The 17,582-nt window shown below is 68.2% G+C and carries 19 protein-coding genes; 10 read left to right on the forward strand and 9 right to left on the reverse strand.

Going from position 1 to position 17,582, the window contains the following annotated elements; genetic code table 11:
* The 4 genes from ON27_RS13960 to ON27_RS13975 form a co-directional block, all read right to left on the reverse strand.
* On the reverse strand, positions 1–286 hold a 286-nt coding region (locus tag ON27_RS13960), incomplete at its 3' end, for a sigma factor (protein ID WP_043725881.1).
* Positions 279–716 (reverse strand): ATP-binding protein, encoded by a 438-nt coding sequence (locus ON27_RS13965; RefSeq protein ID WP_043725884.1) that lies wholly within the window; start codon positions 714–716, stop codon positions 279–281. The genes ON27_RS13965 and ON27_RS13960, both read right to left, overlap by 8 nt.
* A 210-nt stretch (positions 717–926) precedes the next feature.
* A complete protein-coding gene (locus ON27_RS13970; protein WP_051046546.1) occupies positions 927–1,418 on the reverse strand; it encodes a DUF4254 domain-containing protein in 492 nt (163 codons plus the stop codon).
* Between the two features lie 109 nt (positions 1,419–1,527).
* Positions 1,528–1,953 carry a VOC family protein gene (locus tag ON27_RS13975; RefSeq protein WP_043725889.1) on the reverse strand — a complete coding sequence of 142 codons (426 nt, stop codon included), beginning with the start codon at positions 1,951–1,953 and terminating at the stop codon, positions 1,528–1,530.
* A gap of 153 nt (positions 1,954–2,106) precedes the next feature.
* On the opposite strand from ON27_RS13975, the gene ON27_RS13980 reads away from it, so the two are divergent.
* Both ON27_RS13980 and ON27_RS13985 read left to right on the forward strand, forming a co-directional pair.
* Positions 2,107–3,078: a GlxA family transcriptional regulator gene (locus tag ON27_RS13980; RefSeq protein WP_043725893.1), complete on the forward strand. Its 972-nt coding sequence runs from the start codon at positions 2,107–2,109 to the stop codon at positions 3,076–3,078.
* A 382-nt stretch (positions 3,079–3,460) separates the two neighbouring features.
* On the forward strand, positions 3,461–5,317 hold the full coding sequence (locus tag ON27_RS13985) for a DNA/RNA non-specific endonuclease (RefSeq protein ID WP_043725932.1): 1,857 nt from the start codon (positions 3,461–3,463) through the stop codon (positions 5,315–5,317).
* 25 nt (positions 5,318–5,342) lie between these two features.
* Here the strand turns inward: ON27_RS13985 and ON27_RS13990 are convergent, their stop codons facing one another.
* Positions 5,343–5,801, reverse strand: coding sequence for an SRPBCC family protein (locus ON27_RS13990; RefSeq protein ID WP_043725903.1), 459 nt, complete (start codon positions 5,799–5,801; stop codon positions 5,343–5,345).
* A gap of 640 nt (positions 5,802–6,441) precedes the next feature.
* On the opposite strand from ON27_RS13990, the gene ON27_RS13995 reads away from it, so the two are divergent.
* From ON27_RS13995 to ON27_RS14025, 7 genes are all read left to right on the forward strand, one after another.
* Positions 6,442–7,410 carry a hypothetical protein gene (locus ON27_RS13995; RefSeq protein ID WP_043725907.1) on the forward strand — a complete coding sequence of 323 codons (969 nt, stop codon included), beginning with the start codon at positions 6,442–6,444 and terminating at the stop codon, positions 7,408–7,410.
* Between the two features lie 171 nt (positions 7,411–7,581).
* Complete coding sequence (locus ON27_RS14000; RefSeq protein ID WP_051046548.1) at positions 7,582–8,802, forward strand: sensor histidine kinase; 1,221 nt, start codon at positions 7,582–7,584, stop codon at positions 8,800–8,802.
* On the forward strand, positions 8,799–9,476 hold the full coding sequence (locus tag ON27_RS14005) for a response regulator transcription factor (protein ID WP_086007481.1): 678 nt from the start codon (positions 8,799–8,801) through the stop codon (positions 9,474–9,476). Before ON27_RS14000 ends, ON27_RS14005 begins: the two co-directional genes overlap by 4 nt.
* 148 nt (positions 9,477–9,624) lie before the next feature.
* Entirely contained in the window at positions 9,625–10,554 is a 930-nt protein-coding gene (locus tag ON27_RS14010; RefSeq protein WP_043725913.1) for an alpha/beta hydrolase, read from the forward strand.
* A 31-nt stretch (positions 10,555–10,585) separates the two neighbouring features.
* Positions 10,586–12,493 (forward strand): ABC transporter ATP-binding protein, encoded by a 1,908-nt coding sequence (locus ON27_RS45375; protein WP_083887564.1) that lies wholly within the window; start codon positions 10,586–10,588, stop codon positions 12,491–12,493.
* Entirely contained in the window at positions 12,490–14,205 is a 1,716-nt protein-coding gene (locus ON27_RS14020) for an ABC transporter ATP-binding protein (RefSeq protein WP_043725916.1), read from the forward strand. Before ON27_RS45375 ends, ON27_RS14020 begins: the two co-directional genes overlap by 4 nt.
* A gap of 159 nt (positions 14,206–14,364) precedes the next feature.
* Positions 14,365–14,598, forward strand: a complete 234-nt coding sequence (locus ON27_RS14025) for a DUF6374 family protein (protein ID WP_043725919.1) — start codon at positions 14,365–14,367, stop codon at positions 14,596–14,598.
* A gap of 120 nt (positions 14,599–14,718) precedes the next feature.
* Here the strand turns inward: ON27_RS14025 and ON27_RS42865 are convergent, their stop codons facing one another.
* The 3 genes from ON27_RS42865 to ON27_RS14030 are packed head-to-tail and all read right to left on the reverse strand — an operon-like array spanning position 14,719 to position 15,481.
* Complete coding sequence (locus ON27_RS42865; RefSeq protein WP_157227180.1) at positions 14,719–14,892, reverse strand: hypothetical protein; 174 nt, start codon at positions 14,890–14,892, stop codon at positions 14,719–14,721.
* Positions 14,889–15,050 (reverse strand): hypothetical protein, encoded by a 162-nt coding sequence (locus tag ON27_RS42870; protein WP_157227181.1) that lies wholly within the window; start codon positions 15,048–15,050, stop codon positions 14,889–14,891. The genes ON27_RS42865 and ON27_RS42870 overlap by 4 nt, the downstream gene beginning before the upstream one ends.
* Before the next feature lie 29 nt (positions 15,051–15,079).
* Positions 15,080–15,481 carry a DNA-directed RNA polymerase subunit beta gene (locus ON27_RS14030; protein WP_245559940.1) on the reverse strand — a complete coding sequence of 134 codons (402 nt, stop codon included), beginning with the start codon at positions 15,479–15,481 and terminating at the stop codon, positions 15,080–15,082.
* Between the two features lie 318 nt (positions 15,482–15,799).
* On the opposite strand from ON27_RS14030, the gene ON27_RS14035 reads away from it, so the two are divergent.
* Positions 15,800–16,954: a helix-turn-helix domain-containing protein gene (locus tag ON27_RS14035; RefSeq protein ID WP_043725927.1), complete on the forward strand. Its 1,155-nt coding sequence runs from the start codon at positions 15,800–15,802 to the stop codon at positions 16,952–16,954.
* A 311-nt stretch (positions 16,955–17,265) separates the two neighbouring features.
* Here the strand turns inward: ON27_RS14035 and ON27_RS14040 are convergent.
* The coding region (locus ON27_RS14040; protein ID WP_043725930.1) for a hypothetical protein at positions 17,266–17,582 on the reverse strand (317 nt) is incomplete at its 5' end.

Below are 17,582 nucleotides of genomic sequence, written 5' to 3' on the forward strand. Positions count from 1 at the left end.
ACAGGAAGGTCGCGCCGTGGCCCGGATCGAACCGGTCGACGGCGGCCAGCATGCCCACCCGCGCGATCTGCAGCAGATCCTCGAAACTCTCGCCGCGCCCGCTGAACTTGCGGGCGATGTGTTCGGCCAGCGGCAGGCAGCGCTCGATCAGTTCCGCGCGCACCGCTTCCCGGCGCGGATCGTCCGGGGCCAGCGCGGCCAGTTCGGCGAAGAGCGGCTCGATATTGTCGTAGCTGTCTCCCCGCGATCTGCGCTTGGCAGCAGCCGGATTCGACTCGCTACTCATTATTCGAGCCGCCGCGCACCCAACGGAAGTCGACGACAGTCGGGTAGCCGCCCGCGGCGGAATCGTGCGCGCCTCGCGAGGACGAGACCGAGTTCGTCAACGTCGCCACGATGTGCCAGCCGAAACTCGACTCGTCCGGACTGGCGTCCGACACGGTGACGGTGGACACTCGCACGTCCACCGCGTCGCCGTCGAAGCCGAACGCGCATTCGAGCTCCGCACCGTCCACCGCGTCCAGCACCAGCGCACTGGCCACCTCGTCGAGGGCCAGCCGGATGTCGGTCACCTCATCGATGCCGAAATCGGCCATGAGCATGACGGTCTCGGCCAAGGCACGCAACATCGCCAGCTGTTCGGACACCGCGGGTACCCGCACACTGATCGTGCCGGTCCGCGTCGTCGCGGGAGGAGTCCCCTCAGCCTTGCTCATGCACCGCTCCCAGAAGTCGCGCCGTCCTTCGGAGCGCCAAGCCTACGCCCTCCCGTCGACTCGCCGCGATCGGCCACCACACAGCGCGCGCGTCCGCACCGGCCGCATCGGGTCGCGCCGCGGGCACAGCAGCTCCGCGAGTCCCCCGATCACGATACCGACCAGCAGGTTCGCGTGCGCGGCGCACCGGCCCGCGAGCCGCCCATGGATTCATCGCGTCACCGGCGCGGCCGACGGTTGTGTCCGTTTCTGCGGAAGGCGGCGACGGCCGTCCTCCACCGCGCTCGCCAGATCCGCATACGCGATCTCCGATTCGGCCAGCCGGGTCCATGCCGCGTGCATCCGCTCGCCACCCGGATCGTCGTGCATGAGCAGATAGAACGCTTTCTCCGCGACAGCGGCCATCCGGTCGATCACCTCACCCAGGCTCGCCTCGTGCAGGCGCGCACCCCGCGGGGCGCGCGGCAGGTGCAGCGACGCCCACGTGTCGATCCGGTCGACCACCTCGGCACGCTGCGCATCGATCTCGGCCGCACGGTGCGCGTCCTCCCGGTGGCGCCGGTGCAGTTCGGTCAGCTCGCGCGCCCACCGGCTCACCGGTCCTTGCACGTGTTGGCCACCCAGTGCGCACAGCAGACTGCTCGGACTCGGCAACGCCGAGTCCTCGTACACTTTCCGCGGGCGTGCACGCTGGACCAGCATCGGCCTACCTCCCCGGCACGGCGTACCGATTTCGCGACCGGTCGTCGGAGCCTTCATCAGGACAGCGTTCGTTCCGGATCGAGCATGCCCGCGCCGGGCGCTTCCAAACTCACAGGGGCGCAGTGAGTTCGAGGTGGATGCCGTCGGGATCGGAGAACGACAGGATCGCGATCCCGAAATCGGCCATTTCCGTGATCTCGCCGTGTTCGATGCCCGCCTCGGCCAAGCGAGCGGCAGCGGCCGCCAGATCGGCGCGCGCGGGGACGGTGAAGCTGAGGTGGTCCAAACCCACACGCTCGGAATCGAATCGGTCCGTCGCCGCCGCCACCGGCCGCAGGCCGAGCAGCATGCCGTTGGCCTGGAACACCACTCCGCCGAACAGGCGCATCGGATCGGCGCGCACCGCCGGATCGTCCGGGCTGCCCGGTGCTTCGGCGGCGATCGGGAAGCCGAGCACATCCTGGTAGAAGGCACGAGACCGGGCGATGTCGGTCACGGTCAACCGGATGTGATGGGTCCCGGTCGTTTCGATCATGGTCACGCGAACTCCCAGCTGCGAAGAGGTAGGGCGGGCTCGACCGACCCTCGGGGCCGGCGCCGCCGGAGGGGAGCGGTCTCGCGATGACAGTAGGACAGAATTCGGGAGGAACCGAGTGTCGCAAACGACATCTTCGGTACTGTTCCCGACATGGACGTCGCTGTCTTCGTAGTGGACGGCGTGGCCGACTTCGGATACGCCGCTCTGCTGGAAACCTTCAACACCGCCAACAGCGTGCGCGGCGAACTCGCCGACCCGCCGCAACCGTGGCGCGTGCGCAGCACGTCGTTCGGCGCCACGGTGCGCTCGGGCCACGGGAACACCGTGCCGACCGTCCCGCTCGACGAACTGGGCGACGACTTCGAACTGATGATCGTGCCCGCGGTGAACGTCCTGGAGGCCGCGGCGCTGATCGACCTCATCTCCGCACCGGCCAGCCGTCCCGTGCTCGACCGCCTGGTCGCCGCGCGCGAACGGGGCGCCCATCTCGCCGGGGCCTGCACGGGAACGTTCTTCTTGGCCGAGGCGGGCGTGCTGGACGGTTCACCAGCCACCACGAGCTGGTGGCTCGGCCCCAGCTTCCGGCGGCGCTATCCGCGCGTCGACCTGAACGAGGGCCGCACGCTGTGCCGCGGCCACGGCGTCACCACCGCCGGGGCGGCGCTGTCGCACATGGACCTCGCCCTGTCACTGATCGCCACCAAGAGTCCGGCGCTGGCCGAGCGCGCGATGCGCTACCTCGCCGTCGGCGCGGGCCGGCCGCAACGCGAGTTCATCGTGCCCGAGATCATCGCCCGGGGCGATTCCGTCACCGCCGCCTTCGAACGCTGGGTCCGCGAACATCTCGGCGAGAACTTCCGGATCGCCCAGGCCGCCCGGGCCATCGGCGTCACCGAGCGCAGCCTGCAGCGGGCCACGCACGCCGAACTCGGCATGTCCCCCACCGACTTCGTGCACGACATCCGCCTCGAACGCGCCGTGCATCTGCTGCGCAGCACATCGCTCACGGTGGACGCGGTGGCCGCCAAGGTGGGCTACCTCAACGCCGGAACTCTGCGCGGGCTGTTCCGCCGCCGCGGGATGTCGATCTCCGAGATCCGCATGGTGCGCGTCTCCTACTAGCCGAGCGTCGCGCCGCGCGGTGGCGCGCCGCAACCCGGTGATTCGGCTCCCCCGGCTCGGAACGCCGCCCCGCTCGGCAGGCGCGCTCGAATGATCCAGCCGCGCCTGGAGCCGACCATGTCGGCGGAGTCGCCCCGGCCCGCCGACACCACCGAGTGACCAAGCGCATGGAATAACGCATCAAACGTCGGCAAACGCGACAGCACGTCGACCGGAGATTCGTACTGAATTGGTTATCCGAACAAACCTTTTCCCGAATTGCGGCTCGCTCCGGTTCGAGTAGTTCGCTACTCGTGTGCGGCAGGCACGCAGATTCGACGATGGCAACAGCCGGTGCGACACCGTGGTCGCAACCATGCTCACCTCGAACACGGAGCAACTCATGCCTGCCGAAAACAACCACCCGGCCAGCCGGTCGCACGACGAGAACGATCATCTTCTCACCGCCCTGCGCGCATTCATCCGCACCAAAGGGGAGGATTTCCTCGAAGATCCCAATATTTCCTCGATCGGCGTCGGCTACAAGCAGGTCGACGGGAAATCGACGGGCGAGATCGCGGTGCAGTTCACCGTGAACGAGAAGGTGTCCGGACCGGAGGCGCTCGAAGCGCTGGGCACGTCGACAATTCCGGAAACCGTCACCGTCGACGGGATCGAGGTGCCCACCGACGTACTGCCGCGGAAATTCGAGCCCGCTTTCCGGGTGGTCGGCGAAGCCGTTGCACCCGAACGAAAATCGCGCCTGGACCCGATCGCTCCCGGCGTGAGCGTCGGCCATCCCAGCACCACGGCGGGGACGATCGGTTGCATCGTCTACGACCGCGACGACGGCACACCGTACGTGCTGAGCAATTGGCACGTCCTGCATACCGCCGAGGGCGCGCTCGGCGACGACGTCGTGCAGCCCGGCACGCGGGACGACAACCGGATCGACCGCAATCGGCTCGGCAGACTCGTCCGCTCCCATCTCGGCACGGCGGGCGACTGCGCTGTCGCCGGCATCGAGAACCGGCAGTTCAGCGCCTCCATCACCGGGCTCGGCGTCGCCCCGGACCGGCTCGGCGAACCCGAGCTGGGCGACAAGGTGGTCAAGAGCGGCCGGACGACGCAGATCACCCACGGCATCGTGCGCCGCGTGGACGTCATCGCGAAGATCACCTATCCCGGCGTCGGCGCCAAGAGCATCGGCGGCTTCGAGATCGGACCGGACCCGGCCGATCCGCCCGTGGACGGCGAGATCAGCAGCGGGGGCGACTCGGGAGCGGCATGGATGTTCGAATCGGCCGACGGGGAGATCAGCACCGTACTGGCCGGATTGCATTTCGGCGGCGAGATGCACCCGAACACCGACGAGCACGCGCTGGCCTGCCTGCCGCAATCGGTGTTCGAGAAGCTCGGGATCACCCTCACCCCGCCCGTCGCGGAGGAAGTCGCGGTCGTCGGCGGCTACGACCCCCGTTTCCTCACCTCGCCGGTGCCGCTGCCCGAGGTGGACGCCGAAGTCCGCCCCGACGTGGCGACCGCGCTCGACGGCGCGGACGTCCTGCACTACACGCATTTCTCCCTCGCGATGCGCCGCTCGCGCCGCTTCGCCATCTGGGTGGCCTGGAACATCGATGGCGCGTCGATGAAGAAGCTGTCGCGAAAGAAGATCGACTTCGTCAAGGATTCGCGGCTGGACGCGGATGCCCAGGTCGGCAACGAGTTGTACCGCGACAACCGGCTCGATCGCGGCCACCTCGCGCGGCGCGCGGATCTGCTCTGGGGCAGCCTGCCCGAAGCGGCGAAAGCCAACCGGGACTCGTTCTTCTACACCAACATCACCCCGCAGATGGACGATTTCAACCAGAGCGCGCGCGACGGGGTCTGGGGGCGGCTCGAGGACGCCGTCTTCGCCGACGTCACCGTCGACGAGTTCAAGGTCAGCGTGTTCGGCGGCCCGGTCTTCACCGACGACGACCGGGAATTCCGGCAGGTCAAGATCCCGCGCGAGTTCTGGAAAGTCATCGTGTTCGAGGAGCACGGTGAGCTGAAGGCGCGCGGGTTCCTGCTGACCCAGAGCCTCGAGCAGCTCGAAGCACTCGAACTCGACGAGTTCCGGGTCTTCCAGGTCCCGTTGGCCGAGATCGAACAGCGGGCCCGCTGCCACTTTCCGCAGGTGCTGCGGAACGCGGATCTGCGGTTGGCGCCGGAGGAGGTGGTCAGCCCGTTGGACTCGGTCGCGGACATCCGCTGGTGAGACCGGCGAGAGCGATAGGCAGTCGCTATACCGCGCGGGAATTCGGCGGGGCGCTGAATCCCTCGACGAATTCGATGAAGTTTTGCACGACTGTTTCGCTCTCGCGCCGAACGGTGCGTTTGAGCAGAAGCCCGGGCAGCAGCAGCGAGGAGTGCACCTCGGTGTGGTACCAGACCTGGGTGTCCGCCCCGTCCAGGGACACTTCGAACCAGCCACCGCCGCCGAGCCCGTTGCAACTGTCCACGACCTGCCACGACACCCGGTCGGCGGTCCACGCGTATTCCAGCACTTGCAGATCGGAGCTGCCGAGGAACGTGTCGGCGGTGACGTAGACCCGCTGCGGCCTGCCGGATTCGTCGCGGGCAGCCACACGCGCATCCGAATACATCGACCATTCGGGAAGCAATTCGATCGCCGCCACCGCATCGAAGACCTGAGCGGGATCGACGGCGACCGCGAAATGTATATCGGTTTTTACGCGCATAACTCCTCCACCCCCCGTTCCAACGCGGCCGATTCTGCCCGGGACGCCTTTCGTCCGTCAACACGTCCCCGCTCCGCGCCCGCCGATCTCCTGCGGCCACGGACTCGTCCTGAACGGAATCAGGTAGCTGGCTACCCGTGAGCTATTCACTGGCAATGGGCAGCGTTATCGCGGGGTACGAAAAGTGGGATCGGAGGTCTCCAATGCGGTCATCGACCAGTGATATGCCGGACGTCGGGCGTGCGGTCCGCCTTGCGCTGCGCTTTTCGGCGCTTGTGCTGCCGGTAGCAGTCCTGGCGGCCTGCCGAGGAGGAAGCACCGAGTCTCCGCCGAAGCATTCGGTTCCGCCTGTCCAACCTGCGGCGACCTCCTGGTCACCGCCCCAGATGCCGCCCTCGCCCATCCCGGCCTCTTCGCCGTCCGGGGCGTCGGCGCCGGGCGGGGATTTGTTCCCTACCCCAGAGAACTTCCCGACCGGGCCCGCGGGTTCTCGGCCGACCGATCCCGGCTATCCCTCCGGCAACCCGCCGGTACCGACGCTGCCGCCGTTGACGACACTGCCACCGTCGCCGAAACCCGCTCCGCAGAGCACGCCGGATACTCCGGCGCCGGCCCCCGGCGGCGAACAAGGGAGACCGTGATGCCCGGCCGAACCTCGCCGAGCGCACCGGCGATGGTTCACAACTGGTTCGGTGTCATCGGGGCGATCGTCGCGCCGACCACGATCATCACGGCGCTGTGCTACTACTTCGGATACGTCTACACCCGCAAGCGGCTCGCCTACTTCGGCGTCGACTGCGACGCGCTCGGATTCACCTCCAGCGACTACGTGCTGAGCAGCGTCAGCGTGCTCTACGCCCCGCTCTTGCTGCTTCTGGTCGGATGGTTCGCGGCAGTGTGGACAGGGGTCTACACCCGCCGCTTCATCCGATCCGGCCGACGTCCGCGCCTCGTGCGCAGCACCGCCCGCGCCTGCCTCACGCTCGGAGCGGTCCTCATCGTCATGGGTGTCGCGGCGGCGGCGGCGCCGCAGCGCGTCCCGGACCGCGCCGTAGCCGCCTGGACCTTCTCACCTGCCGCGCTGGCCGTGGGCGGCCTTCTCGTGGTCGGCGGCTCCTGGGTCCTGTCCCCGTCGACGACCGAGCCGGACGGCCGGGCCTCGACTACACGGGCGAGTCGGCTCCTCGCGGTCGCGGTCAGTCTCCTGGCGCTGTTCGCGCTGATGAACGCGTTCGCTTCCCGGCTCGGCGAGGACGCCGCGCAGATCGAGGCCCACAACCTCTGGGTGAAGGAATCGGTGGTCTCGGTGCTGACGGAGGACCGCCTCGACGTGCCGAGGAATCTGGTCGCCGAGACCTTGGTGGTGACCCAGCAGGGAAAGCCACCGGCATTCCGCTACCAGTGTTTTCGCTCGCTCGTGGCGCGCGGTGACCTCTGGGTTCTCGTGCCCGCGAAATGGTCACCCGAGAACGGTTACGCCGTGATCGTCCCAGCCGACTCCTCCATCGTCAGCGTGTCCCGATCGAAGCGAGTCCGAGAGTTCGCCGAGGATCATCCCGATACCCAGAAGGTGGCGTGGGAGTGCCCGGAACGCGCTGCCTACCGCTGACCGCCCTTCCGACGATCGTCGCCGCGGCCGAGCGTGCTCGGCTTCCCGCGACGGGAGTCGCCGTCTACGCGAATACGCGTAGGAACGCCGCGACCGGCTGCGCCGGTCGTCGTAGCCGATCACGCGCACGGAGCGGAGTGCGAGCACTCCCGGATGCCGTACTCTCACGGCATGGTTCTGCGGGCGGTGTCGCGACAGCTGTCTGCCCGGTCCGCGCATCGGCCCGTCTGGGTCTCGGAAATGGCGCTGGCGCTGTTCGTCACCGTGATCCAGGTGCTGAGTGCCGCCATCCCGGTGCCGCTCGAGCCGGTCTCGACGCCGGTCTCCGGCGTGGGATATGCCCTGCTGGTCGTGAGCGGCGTGGCCGTCGCCGCGCGACGCCGATGGCCGGTCCCGGTGTTCCTGGTGACGGCGTCGGCCAGCTTGGTCTATTTCGGGTTCGACTTCCCCGATCGGCTTTCGTATCTGGCGCTGTTCGTCGCCCTGTACACCCTCGCCGCCTATGGCGACGGGCGGCGGTCGCTGATGATCGCCGGTGGCGGCATCACGGTGCTCGCCGTCGGCTGGCTGATCGCCGCGGCGGACGTCGAGCCGATCGTGGCCATCGGATGGGTGTTCTTCCGGATCGGCGCGTCGGTGATCAGCACGATTCTGGGTGAATCCGTCCGTTCCCGCCGGGTGATCGCCGCCGACGCGCAAGAACGCGCGGAGCTGGCGGAGCGGTCCCGCGACGAAGAAGCCAGGGCGCGCGTCGACGCCGAACGGCTGCGGATCGCCCGCGAAGTCCACGACACCGTCGCCCACGCCATCGCCATCATCAACGTGCAGGCCGGTGTCACCGCACACGTGCTCGGCAAGCGGCCGGAACAGGCCCGTGAAGCATTGCGCACCATCGAGCAGACCAGCTCGCGCGCCCTGCACGAGATGCGTGCCATCCTCGGTGTCCTGCGCGACAGCGACGAGCGCGAGCCCTACCCGGGTCTCGGTCAGATCGATGAACTCGTGGGCAAGGCCCGAGATGCCGGGCTGGACATCGTTTTCGAGCAGACCGCCCCGGCGACACCGCTGCCGAGCGCGGTCGGCAGCGCCGCGTACCGCATCGTGCAGGAATCCATCACCAACGTGATCCGCCACGTCGGCCCGACCCGGGTGACCGTGGCGCTCGAACCCGGCATCGACGCCTTGCGGATACGGGTGATCGATGCGGGCCGTCGCGACACCGCTCACCTTCCGCCCCGCATCCACAGCTCGCCCACCAGCGGCCGCGGCATCGTCGGAATGCGCGAACGCTGTCAGCTGCTCGGCGGCGAACTCGACGCGGCGTCGCGTCCCGACGGCGGGTTCGAGGTCACCGCCCGCCTCCCCCTCACGTCGGTCGGATCGCGCCTGTGACCACCACCCCACCGATCAAGGTGCTGCTCGCCGACGACGAACGTCTGGTCCGTTCCGGCTTCAAGGTTCTGCTCGACCTGGAAGACGACATCACGGTGGTCGGGGAAGCCACCAACGGCGCGGAAGCCGTCGAACTCGCCCGCGCCCGCCGCCCCGACGTCGTCCTCATGGACATCCGCATGCCACGGCTGGACGGCATACGCGCCACCGCCCAGATCGCCGAGGCCAACGGGATGCAACGGGTGAAGGTGCTGATCCTCACCACCTACGACACCGACGAGAACGTCTTCGACGCTCTGCAGGCGGGCGCGAGCGGGTTCTTGCTCAAGGACGCGGGCCCCGCCGAACTCTTGCACGCCATCCGGGTGATCGCCGCCGGTGACGCGCTGCTCGCTCCTCGGGTCACTCGCCGCCTGATCAGCCAGTTCACCGCGCGGCGCAGGGCCGCCAAGTCCGCCGAAGACCGGCTCGCGGTGCTGACCGACCGGGAGCGCGAAGTGGTGGCGCTGGTCGGGCAGGGCATGAGCAACGACGAGATCGGCGCCGCGTTGTTTCTCAGCCCCGCCACCGCGCGCACCCATGTCAGCCGCGCGATGGTGAAACTGGGTGCGCGCGACCGCGCGCAACTGGTCGTGATCGCCTACCAGACCGGGCTGAGTGATTCGACCCCGTAGCCGACGGCGGTGCGCGGAGTGCTCATTCGGCCGCCAACCGCTACGACGACAGGCGCAGCTGATCGCGATCCTCGTACGCGTATTCACGTAGACAGCGCCTCTCGTCGCCGGAAGCGGAGCATGCCCGGCGGGCACGACCATCGTCGGCATGATCATCGATCCCGAACTCGAAGCATTCATCCCGCTGTTCCCTCCGGCCGACCTCAGCGATCCGGTCACCGCCCGCGAAAACCTCGCCGCGCTGGCCGCCGCGATCGCCTTACCGGAGACCGCGGAGCTGGAGATCGAAAATCGCATCGTGCCGGGCGATTCCGAGGTGCCGATCCGGATCTATCGGCCGCTCCGGGCACAGGGGGCCATTCTGTGGCTGCACGGCGGCGGGTTCGTCATGGGCGACCTGGGCACCGAACATCGATGGGCCGCGCTGCTCGCCGACAGCTCCGGCGCGACAGTGATCTCGGTGGGCTATCGATTGGCCCCCGAACACCCGTTCCCCGCCGCGCACGATGACATCTACACGGTGCTGACCTGGACGGCCGAGCACGCCGCCGAGCTCGGCATCGACCCGCTGCGGATCGCGATCGGCGGCCACAGCGCCGGCGCGGGGCTCGCGGCCGCGGTGGCGTTGCGGGCGCGCGACCAGCAGGGGCCGCCGATCCGCTTCCAACTGCTCAACCAACCGGTCCTCGACGACCGGCAGCAGAGCTGGTCGGCACGTCATTTCACCGACACGCCCTTCGTGACCCGCGACAAAGTCGCCCAGATGTGGGGGCACTACCTGGGTTCCACGCCCGCCACGGCTTACGCCGCCCCGGCGCGGGCCACCGACCTGTCCGGTCTGCCACCCGCCTACATCGCCACCGCGGAGTTCTGTCCGAACCGTGACGAAGACATCGACTACGCACTGCGCCTGTTGCGAGCGGGCGTGCCGGTCGAGCTGCATCAGTGGCCGGGCACATTCCACGGATCGCAGGCGATCCAGTCCGCCCAGGTGTCCCGGCGCCAGACCGAGGAACTCGCCGCAGCCCTGCGCCGCGCCCTGGCCGGGAATACCGTCGTCGGCTCGAAAACGGCTTAGCCGCGGCGACATCGAGGAAGACGGGAGAACGATGACCACCATCGACGTTGCCGAGCCGAGGGCGCGGTCCGCACCGCCCACAGCGGATACCTCGGCGGAACCGAGCGTGGCCGGATTGCTGCGCCCTCATCTGGGCGGCTTCGCCGCCGTTGTCATTCTGCAGATCATCGGCGCTGTCGCCGGTCTGGCGCCGTTGCTCGCGGTGGTCGAATTGGGTCGGATTCTGCTGGCATCCGCGCCGCTCGAGCACGGTCGGGTCTGGACAGTCGTGATCGCCGGGGCGGCCGGCTTGTTCGTCCGGTTGCTGTTCACGGCCGCGTCGTCCGGAATCGGGCACCTGCTCGACAGCCGAGTGCAGCTGTCGTTTCGCCGCCTTCTCGCCGCGCGGCTGGGGCGTGTGCCGATCGGCTGGTTCGCCCGGCGCGGCTCCGGCGAGCTGGCCAAGATCGTCGGTAAAGACGTGAGTGCCGTGCACCCGCTCATCGCCCACACTCCCGGCGATCTCGTCGCCGCGTTCGTGGTGCCGCTGGTGTCACTGATCTACCTCTGCACCATCGATTGGCGGCTCACGCTGATCACACTTGTTCCGGTGGTGCTGGCAGTCGCGCTGGTCCCGCTGATGATGACCCCGGCCCGGCTGCGCGAGCAGAAGGAGTTCGACGCCGGGATGAGCCGGATCGCGGACGCGGCCGTCGAGTTCGTCCAGGGCATCGCGGTGATCAAAGCGTTCGGCTCCGGCGACCGCGCCCACCGGAAATTCCGCACGGCCGCCGACGACTTCGCGGACTCGTTCCTGCGCATGGTGCACGGTCTCGCCGGGATCGCCGCGGGGATGCAGGTGGTGCTGTCGCCGCCGTTCGTGCTGCTGGTCGTCCTGACCGGTGGCGCCGTTCTGATCACGAACGGATCCCTGCCCCCGGCCGACCTGCTGCCGTTCCTGCTGCTCGGACTCGGCCTGACCGCTCCGATCGCGGCGCTCGGCCACGGATTCGACGACGTGCAGGCCGCGCGCCGCGCCGTCGAACGCATCCGCGACGTGCTCGCCGTGCCCTCGCTGCCCGAGCCCGCGCGCCCGATCGCGCCACAGGGCCACCGGGTGGAACTGCGTGACGTGCGATTCGGGTACGACGCCGGTCGGGAGGTGTTGCGCGGCATCGACCTGGTACTCGAACCGGGCACGGTCACCGCTGTGGTCGGACCGTCGGGAAGCGGCAAATCGACGCTGGTGCAACTGTTGCCGCGGTTCTTCGACCCGACCGGCGGGTCGGTGACCCTCGGCGGAGTCGATCTCCGCGAAATCGCCGGTCACGAGCTCTACCGGATGGTCTCGTTCGTCTTCCAGGACGTCCGTCTGCTGCGCGCGTCGGTCGCGGACAACATCGCCCTGGCGGTGCCCCGTGCCGACCGCGACGCGGTGGTGCGCGCTGCCCGCCTGGCGAACATCCACACCCGGATCCTCGAACTGCCCGACGGCTACGACACGATCCTCGGTGCGGGCGTTCAACTGTCCGGCGGAGAATCGCAACGGATCTCACTCGCCCGCGCACTGCTGGCCGACGCGCCCGTACTCGTGCTCGACGAGGCGACCGCCTTCGCCGACCCGCACACCGAACAGGCGGTGCGCCGGGCACTGGCGACGCTGGCGGGAGATCGGACCATCCTGGTCATAGCCCATCGCCTGGAGACGATCGCCGACGCGGACACCGTCGTGCTGCTGGAGAACGGGTCGGTCGTCGAACGCGGCGAGCCCGCCGAATTGCTCGCGCGCAACGGCAAGTTCGCCGAATTCTGGCAATCCCACCGAATCGCGTCCACCGAGGGGGCCGAAACCCTGGGCGACGTACTGCGACGTGAACTCGGGCCATGGCGGCGGATCGTCACCGCGCATGGGCCCGCGAACGTCACCGATCGGACACTGCGAGGAGACGAGCCCCGATGATTCGAACGCTACTGCGCGTTCTCGGAGACGAGTACGCCCAGCCCGTGCGCCGCACTGTGGGCCTGATGACAGCGACCGCGATAGCCGAGGGATTGTCCTACGCGCTGCTGGTTCCGGTGTTGCGGGCACTGTTCGGAAGTACGCCCACGGACGCCCGGCCCTGGCTGATCGGGTTCGGGGCGGCGGTCGCCGGGTATGCCGTGCTGCGCTATCGCAGCGATCGGTCCGGTTTCCGCGTGGGGACCACGCTGTTGCGCGGTGTCTATCACCGTTTCGGTGATCGCCTGGCTCGATTGCCCCTCGGCTGGTTCACCCCCGGTCGTGTCGGGGAGGTATCGGTTCTCGCCAGCGAGGGCGTGCTGCAGGCGATGAGCGTGATCGCGCATCTGCTGGCGCCTTTGATCTCCGCCGTCGCGACTCCGCTGACGATTGTCGCCGTGATGCTCGCCTTCGACTGGAAGATGGGGTTGGCCGCGCTGGCCGCCGTACCGGTAGTGGCGGTGATCCAGACCTGGAGCGGACGTTCGATGGCCGCCGCCGACGCGGAGCGCACCGAGCGCACCACGGAGGCCACGGGACGAGTCATCGAATATCTGCAGACTCAGCCGGTGCTGCGGGCCGGCGGCCGCACGGCCGAACGGTTCCGGTTGCTCGATGACTCGCTGTCGGGACTCGAGCGCACGGCCCGCCGTTCCATGAAGTCGGCGCTGCCCGGCGTTCTGGGCCTGACGCTCACGGTGCAAGCCGTGTTCACCGCGCTGCTCGCGTTGGGCGCCTACCTCGCGCTCGGCGGGAACATCGGTGTGGCGGAGGTTCTCGCGATCCTGGTGCTGGCCGCCCGATGCGCGGACCCGCTGCTGTCGCTGTCGGAGATCGGTGGTCAACTGCGCGGTGCGCGGGTGGGTCTGGCTGGACTCGACCAGGTGTTGCGCACCGAGCCCTTGCCGCAAGCCGCGAAACCGATCCAGCCGGTGGGCCATGGCCTGGAGTTCGAGTCCGTCACCTTCCGGCACGGCGGGCGCACGGTGATCGACAACGTGTCGCTGTCCGTGCCGGAAGGCCGGCGGCTGGCCGTGGTCGGGCCGTCGGGGGCCGGTAAGAGCACCCTGCTGCAACTGCTCGCTCGGTTCTACGACGTGGACGAGGGTGCGGTGCGAGTGGGCGGCGCGGACGTCCGCGAGATCGGCACCGAAGCGCTGATGGCGCAGTACGCCATCGTCTTCCAAGACGTCTACCTCTTCGACGGCACCATCGAGGAGAACGTGCGCCTCGGCCGTCCCGACGCCACCGACACCGAAGTGCGAGCGGCGGCGACCGCGGCACGGTTGGACGAGGTGATCGAGCGACTGCCCGACGGATGGGCCACGCATGTCGGCGAGGGCGGCGCACTCCTGTCCGGTGGCGAGCGCCAGCGGGTCTCGATCGCGCGAGCGCTGCTGAAAGACGCGCCCATCGTGCTCCTGGACGAGGTGACCTCCGCCCTGGACCCGGTCAACGAGGCGGCCGTCCATCAGGGCATCGAACGTCTGATGGCGGGCCGGACGGTGGTGCTGGTGGCGCACCGGTTGCGTACCGTCCAACGCGCCGACCGCATCGTCTTCCTGGACGGCGGCCGGATCGTGGAGCAAGGCAGTCACGAGGAGTTGCTGCGCAACGGCGGGCACTACGCCGACTTCTGGGAGCTGTCCAGCACAACGGTGGCGAGCGAATGAGTCACTTTCCCTCGTGGTCGCCGAACCCGATGGTTCGCCATAGTGGCCGAACCGGATGCGGGTCCACACCGAACGCCGGAGACCGCCGCATACACGGCGCCCTGCCGGCACCGATCCCCGCATCGAAAACATGTTCGACTCGAGGTAGGGTGCCGGAGCATGCCGGAACTCGAGCCGATCCCGTTCGCTCAAACGCAGATCAACGACGTACGCAGGCAACTGCTCGACGCCGCCGCGTTCGGCAAGCACCTGCGGCCCGAACACCTGGAGAACATGGCGGGCAAACTCGCCGAAGGCTTGCGCGCCTACACCGAAGCCATCACAGCCGCCACCCCAGCAAACCCACCTACCGACGGCCGCGCCTGCCTCCACTACCGCGGCCAGACCCGGTGAAGGTTCCGGGACCGCCGACTTCGGATACCAGGGGGCCGATAGCCGTCTGATCACGATGTCGAGGAAAGGAAGCGACAAAGGCCGAGGTAGGCAGTAGTGCGTACCCCGGCCGCTCTTTGTCTACCGTTCGCGTAGTTCAGCCCGCTCGCGGACGTAGCGTTCGGCCGCGAGCAGGCGAGGGCACGGTGGAGTGCAGGTGGCGTGGAGCTTCAGAAGCCCTCGTGCGTGTTCCTCGTCGGCGGGCCAGTTGCCATCGGTGCAGTAGTCCTCGATCCAGCCGCGCCGGCCCGTCACCGCTCGTCCTCTATCCGCCGGATGATCTCGCTGGCCGGCACCGAGTCGTCCGGTTCGCCGCCGAGCTCGATCAGCCACGGCAGAACCCAGAACACCAGAATGAGTAGTCCGACGACGGCGGCTGTGACGATCAGGATAATCACGATCTCTTCGGGCAAAGCTGTACCCCTTGATGTACGTGGTGGTTTCAGGGCTGACGCGGGCGCGGTGCCGCACATGCGCGGATGGCCTCGATGATCGACATTCCGGACGGTCTGTAGCTGTCGCGTGGTGCGTGCACCCATATTCGGAGCGAGGTGCGCTGGTCGGCAGGCGACGGGAGAGCGATCTCGGCGCCGAAGGGTGCTACAGAGGCATTGAGACGGAACAGCTCGGCGAACAGCCGGATGTCGTCGGCAGGGACATTCGGCACGATCAGGAACGTCCACCGTTTCGATCGAAGATGCGATACGACGGGGCCGGGCTGGGCACGTCTGGTGTGCAGGCGCTGTCGGACAACCGCGCCGAGTTGCGCGGGCAGTGTGATCGCGCCGATTCGTCCCGCTCGCATGCTGATTCGGCCGGATCCAGGCACTACGAAGGCGGGCATCTGGCATACCTCCCGGTAGAAGCGGCACCGGGTGATCGGGGTGTCCGCAGATGCCGTGGCAGCCGTCATTTGCTCCACCCCTTGAACACATCGGTCAGGCTGAACCCGGTAGGCCTTGGTGGCCCGTCGAATGACCGACTCATCGGTTTGTGGGTGGGCCGAACCCCGGATCACCCCGAACGCCGTCGCGGGCTCCCACTCTGCCTGTTCCAACTTCACGCCTCCCTGCTCGTAGTTGATGGCTCAAGCGTCGGGGTGGAGGAGGCGGCCAGGGGCCAGCGCAAGGACAGGAACGGCCGATCGATCTACCCTGGCTGGATGAGCCACGTGGGGCAGCGGATCGCGGCCGAGCGCAAGCTGGCCGGACTTGATCAGCGGCGGCTGGCACGACAGGCCAGTTACAGCCTGTCGATGCTGAAGGCAGTAGAACAGGGCAGAGAACCCGCATCACAGGGCTTCATCAGCGCCGTGGCGAAGGCGCTACGGATCGAGCCCGAACAATTGACCGGCGCGCCCTATCGCGACGACGAACCCAGCACCCTCGAAGGGCTCGACGAACTCCGCGCGATTCTCGCCGAAGGCGTCTACGCCGCGCCCGTACCTCCACCGGCCGATCTCGCCGAGCTGGACGCGGAGCTGAACGAAGCGCACCGGCTCTACCACAGCGACCGGACACGGCAGTCTCTCGCCCGGCTGCCCGCGCTCATCCGACAGCTACACGGCGCGCTGCACGAGGCGACGGCCGATGCGCAGGGCCGGATTCTCTCCCGCTTGTCGGCCGCATATCTGCTCGCCGAATGGATCTGCCGACGACTCGGCTACACCGCCCTCACGCTGCCGGCGCTCGACTTGCTGGACAACTACGCGGCCCGCGCCGATGACGGCAACTACGTCGCCATGTCCGCGATCAGCCGCGCCCGCGTGCTGATGCACTACGGCTCGAACGCAGTCGCCGACCGACTCGTCGCCCACGCACTCGACACCGAACCTGTCCCAGCCGTGGCCGGATTCGGCCATCTGTGCGCGGCGATCAACGCTGCACGCAGTCTCGACCATGACACCGCGACCGAACATGTCGCAGCGGCCCGGCAACTCGCGACCGAGACCGGCGAGACCAAGGTGTACGGCACGGACTTCGGACCCGCGAATGTCGCAATCCATTCGTGCGCAGTCGAGTTGGAATCCGGCGACCCCCACCGAGCCGCAGCGGACGGCACAGCGCTCGTCCTACCTGCCACGGTCGTCACCCCGCCGAGAGCAGGCCATCACTGGCAGGACAACGCACGAGCGTGGCTGCTGGTCGGCAGAACCGATCGCTCACTGGCCGCACTGAACAAAGCCCGTCTCGTAGCGCCACAACAGACACGGCTACACCCCGGCGTCCGGGAAACCCTGCACGGCATCGCAGCGGCGGAGAAGCGGCGCACGGAAACACTGTCCGGCTTCGCACACTGGCTCGGCGCCTCCCTTTGAACCGTTTGGCGCTTGTTCAAGCACCTTTCGTTCCCCCTCGGGCCGCGGCAGAAACCCTGCCATCAGAGGCAGGTGCCGCCAGCTCAGCTGCACTTGGGCCGCACCGGTTCAAAACCTGGCAGTAGGGCGAAGCGGCTCGAATCCGCAGCCACCGGCTCATGAGATCGACACTTGGAACACCGTCCTGACCAGCAGAACGCTGGCCAGGACGAAGCGTCCGGCGAAGTACATCGCTGTCGAGAGCCGCTCATTCAGCGATCATGAACGAGCCTCGAGTCGCTACAGCTTCACCGGCTCAGGGCCGGTCGCCGTCAGGCGCAGACGCGATTGAGTTCGTCGGTGTAGGGGGTCAGGTCCGCGACGTTGTCATCGATCAACGCGTAGGCGTAGGCGGCGATGGCGTCCTTCTCCGGACCCTGGGTCGTATCCGCCAGGCCGCCCAGTCGGCCGGAGAGCGCTGTCGCCGTCGCCTCGTCCAGGGTGCCGCCGCTCGTATCGATCGCGATATTGATCAGTTCAATGGCTTTAGCGCACTGGGGCGACTGGGCGTACGCGGGTGCGGCAGGCAGGAAGAGTAGGGCGGCAGCGGCGGCGAGCACAGCGGCGAAGGACGTCGACTTGATCATGG

This window comes from Nocardia asiatica NBRC 100129 (genome assembly GCF_000308415.1).
Lineage (GTDB): Bacteria > Actinomycetota > Actinomycetes > Mycobacteriales > Mycobacteriaceae > Nocardia > Nocardia asiatica.

Bases quoted from the DNA above. Each gene is read 5' to 3' on its own strand.
- ON27_RS13965 (WP_043725884.1), bottom strand. From the start codon at position 716: ATGAGCAAGGCTGAGGGGACTCCTCCCGCGACGACGCGGACCGGCACG.
- ON27_RS13970 (WP_051046546.1), bottom strand. From the start codon at position 1,418: ATGCTGGTCCAGCGTGCACGCCCGCGGAAAGTGTACGAGGACTCGGCG.
- ON27_RS13975 (WP_043725889.1), bottom strand. From the start codon at position 1,953: ATGATCGAAACGACCGGGACCCATCACATCCGGTTGACCGTGACCGAC.
- ON27_RS13980 (WP_043725893.1), top strand. From the start codon at position 2,107: ATGGACGTCGCTGTCTTCGTAGTGGACGGCGTGGCCGACTTCGGATAC.
- ON27_RS13985 (WP_043725932.1), top strand. From the start codon at position 3,461: ATGCCTGCCGAAAACAACCACCCGGCCAGCCGGTCGCACGACGAGAAC.
- ON27_RS13990 (WP_043725903.1), bottom strand. From the start codon at position 5,801: ATGCGCGTAAAAACCGATATACATTTCGCGGTCGCCGTCGATCCCGCT.
- ON27_RS13995 (WP_043725907.1), top strand. From the start codon at position 6,442: ATGCCCGGCCGAACCTCGCCGAGCGCACCGGCGATGGTTCACAACTGG.
- ON27_RS14000 (WP_051046548.1), top strand. From the start codon at position 7,582: ATGGTTCTGCGGGCGGTGTCGCGACAGCTGTCTGCCCGGTCCGCGCAT.
- ON27_RS14010 (WP_043725913.1), top strand. From the start codon at position 9,625: ATGATCATCGATCCCGAACTCGAAGCATTCATCCCGCTGTTCCCTCCG.
- ON27_RS45375 (WP_083887564.1), top strand. From the start codon at position 10,586: ATGACCACCATCGACGTTGCCGAGCCGAGGGCGCGGTCCGCACCGCCC.
- ON27_RS14020 (WP_043725916.1), top strand. From the start codon at position 12,490: ATGATTCGAACGCTACTGCGCGTTCTCGGAGACGAGTACGCCCAGCCC.
- ON27_RS14025 (WP_043725919.1), top strand. From the start codon at position 14,365: ATGCCGGAACTCGAGCCGATCCCGTTCGCTCAAACGCAGATCAACGAC.
- ON27_RS14030 (WP_245559940.1), bottom strand. From the start codon at position 15,481: ATGCCCGCCTTCGTAGTGCCTGGATCCGGCCGAATCAGCATGCGAGCG.
- ON27_RS14035 (WP_043725927.1), top strand. From the start codon at position 15,800: ATGAGCCACGTGGGGCAGCGGATCGCGGCCGAGCGCAAGCTGGCCGGA.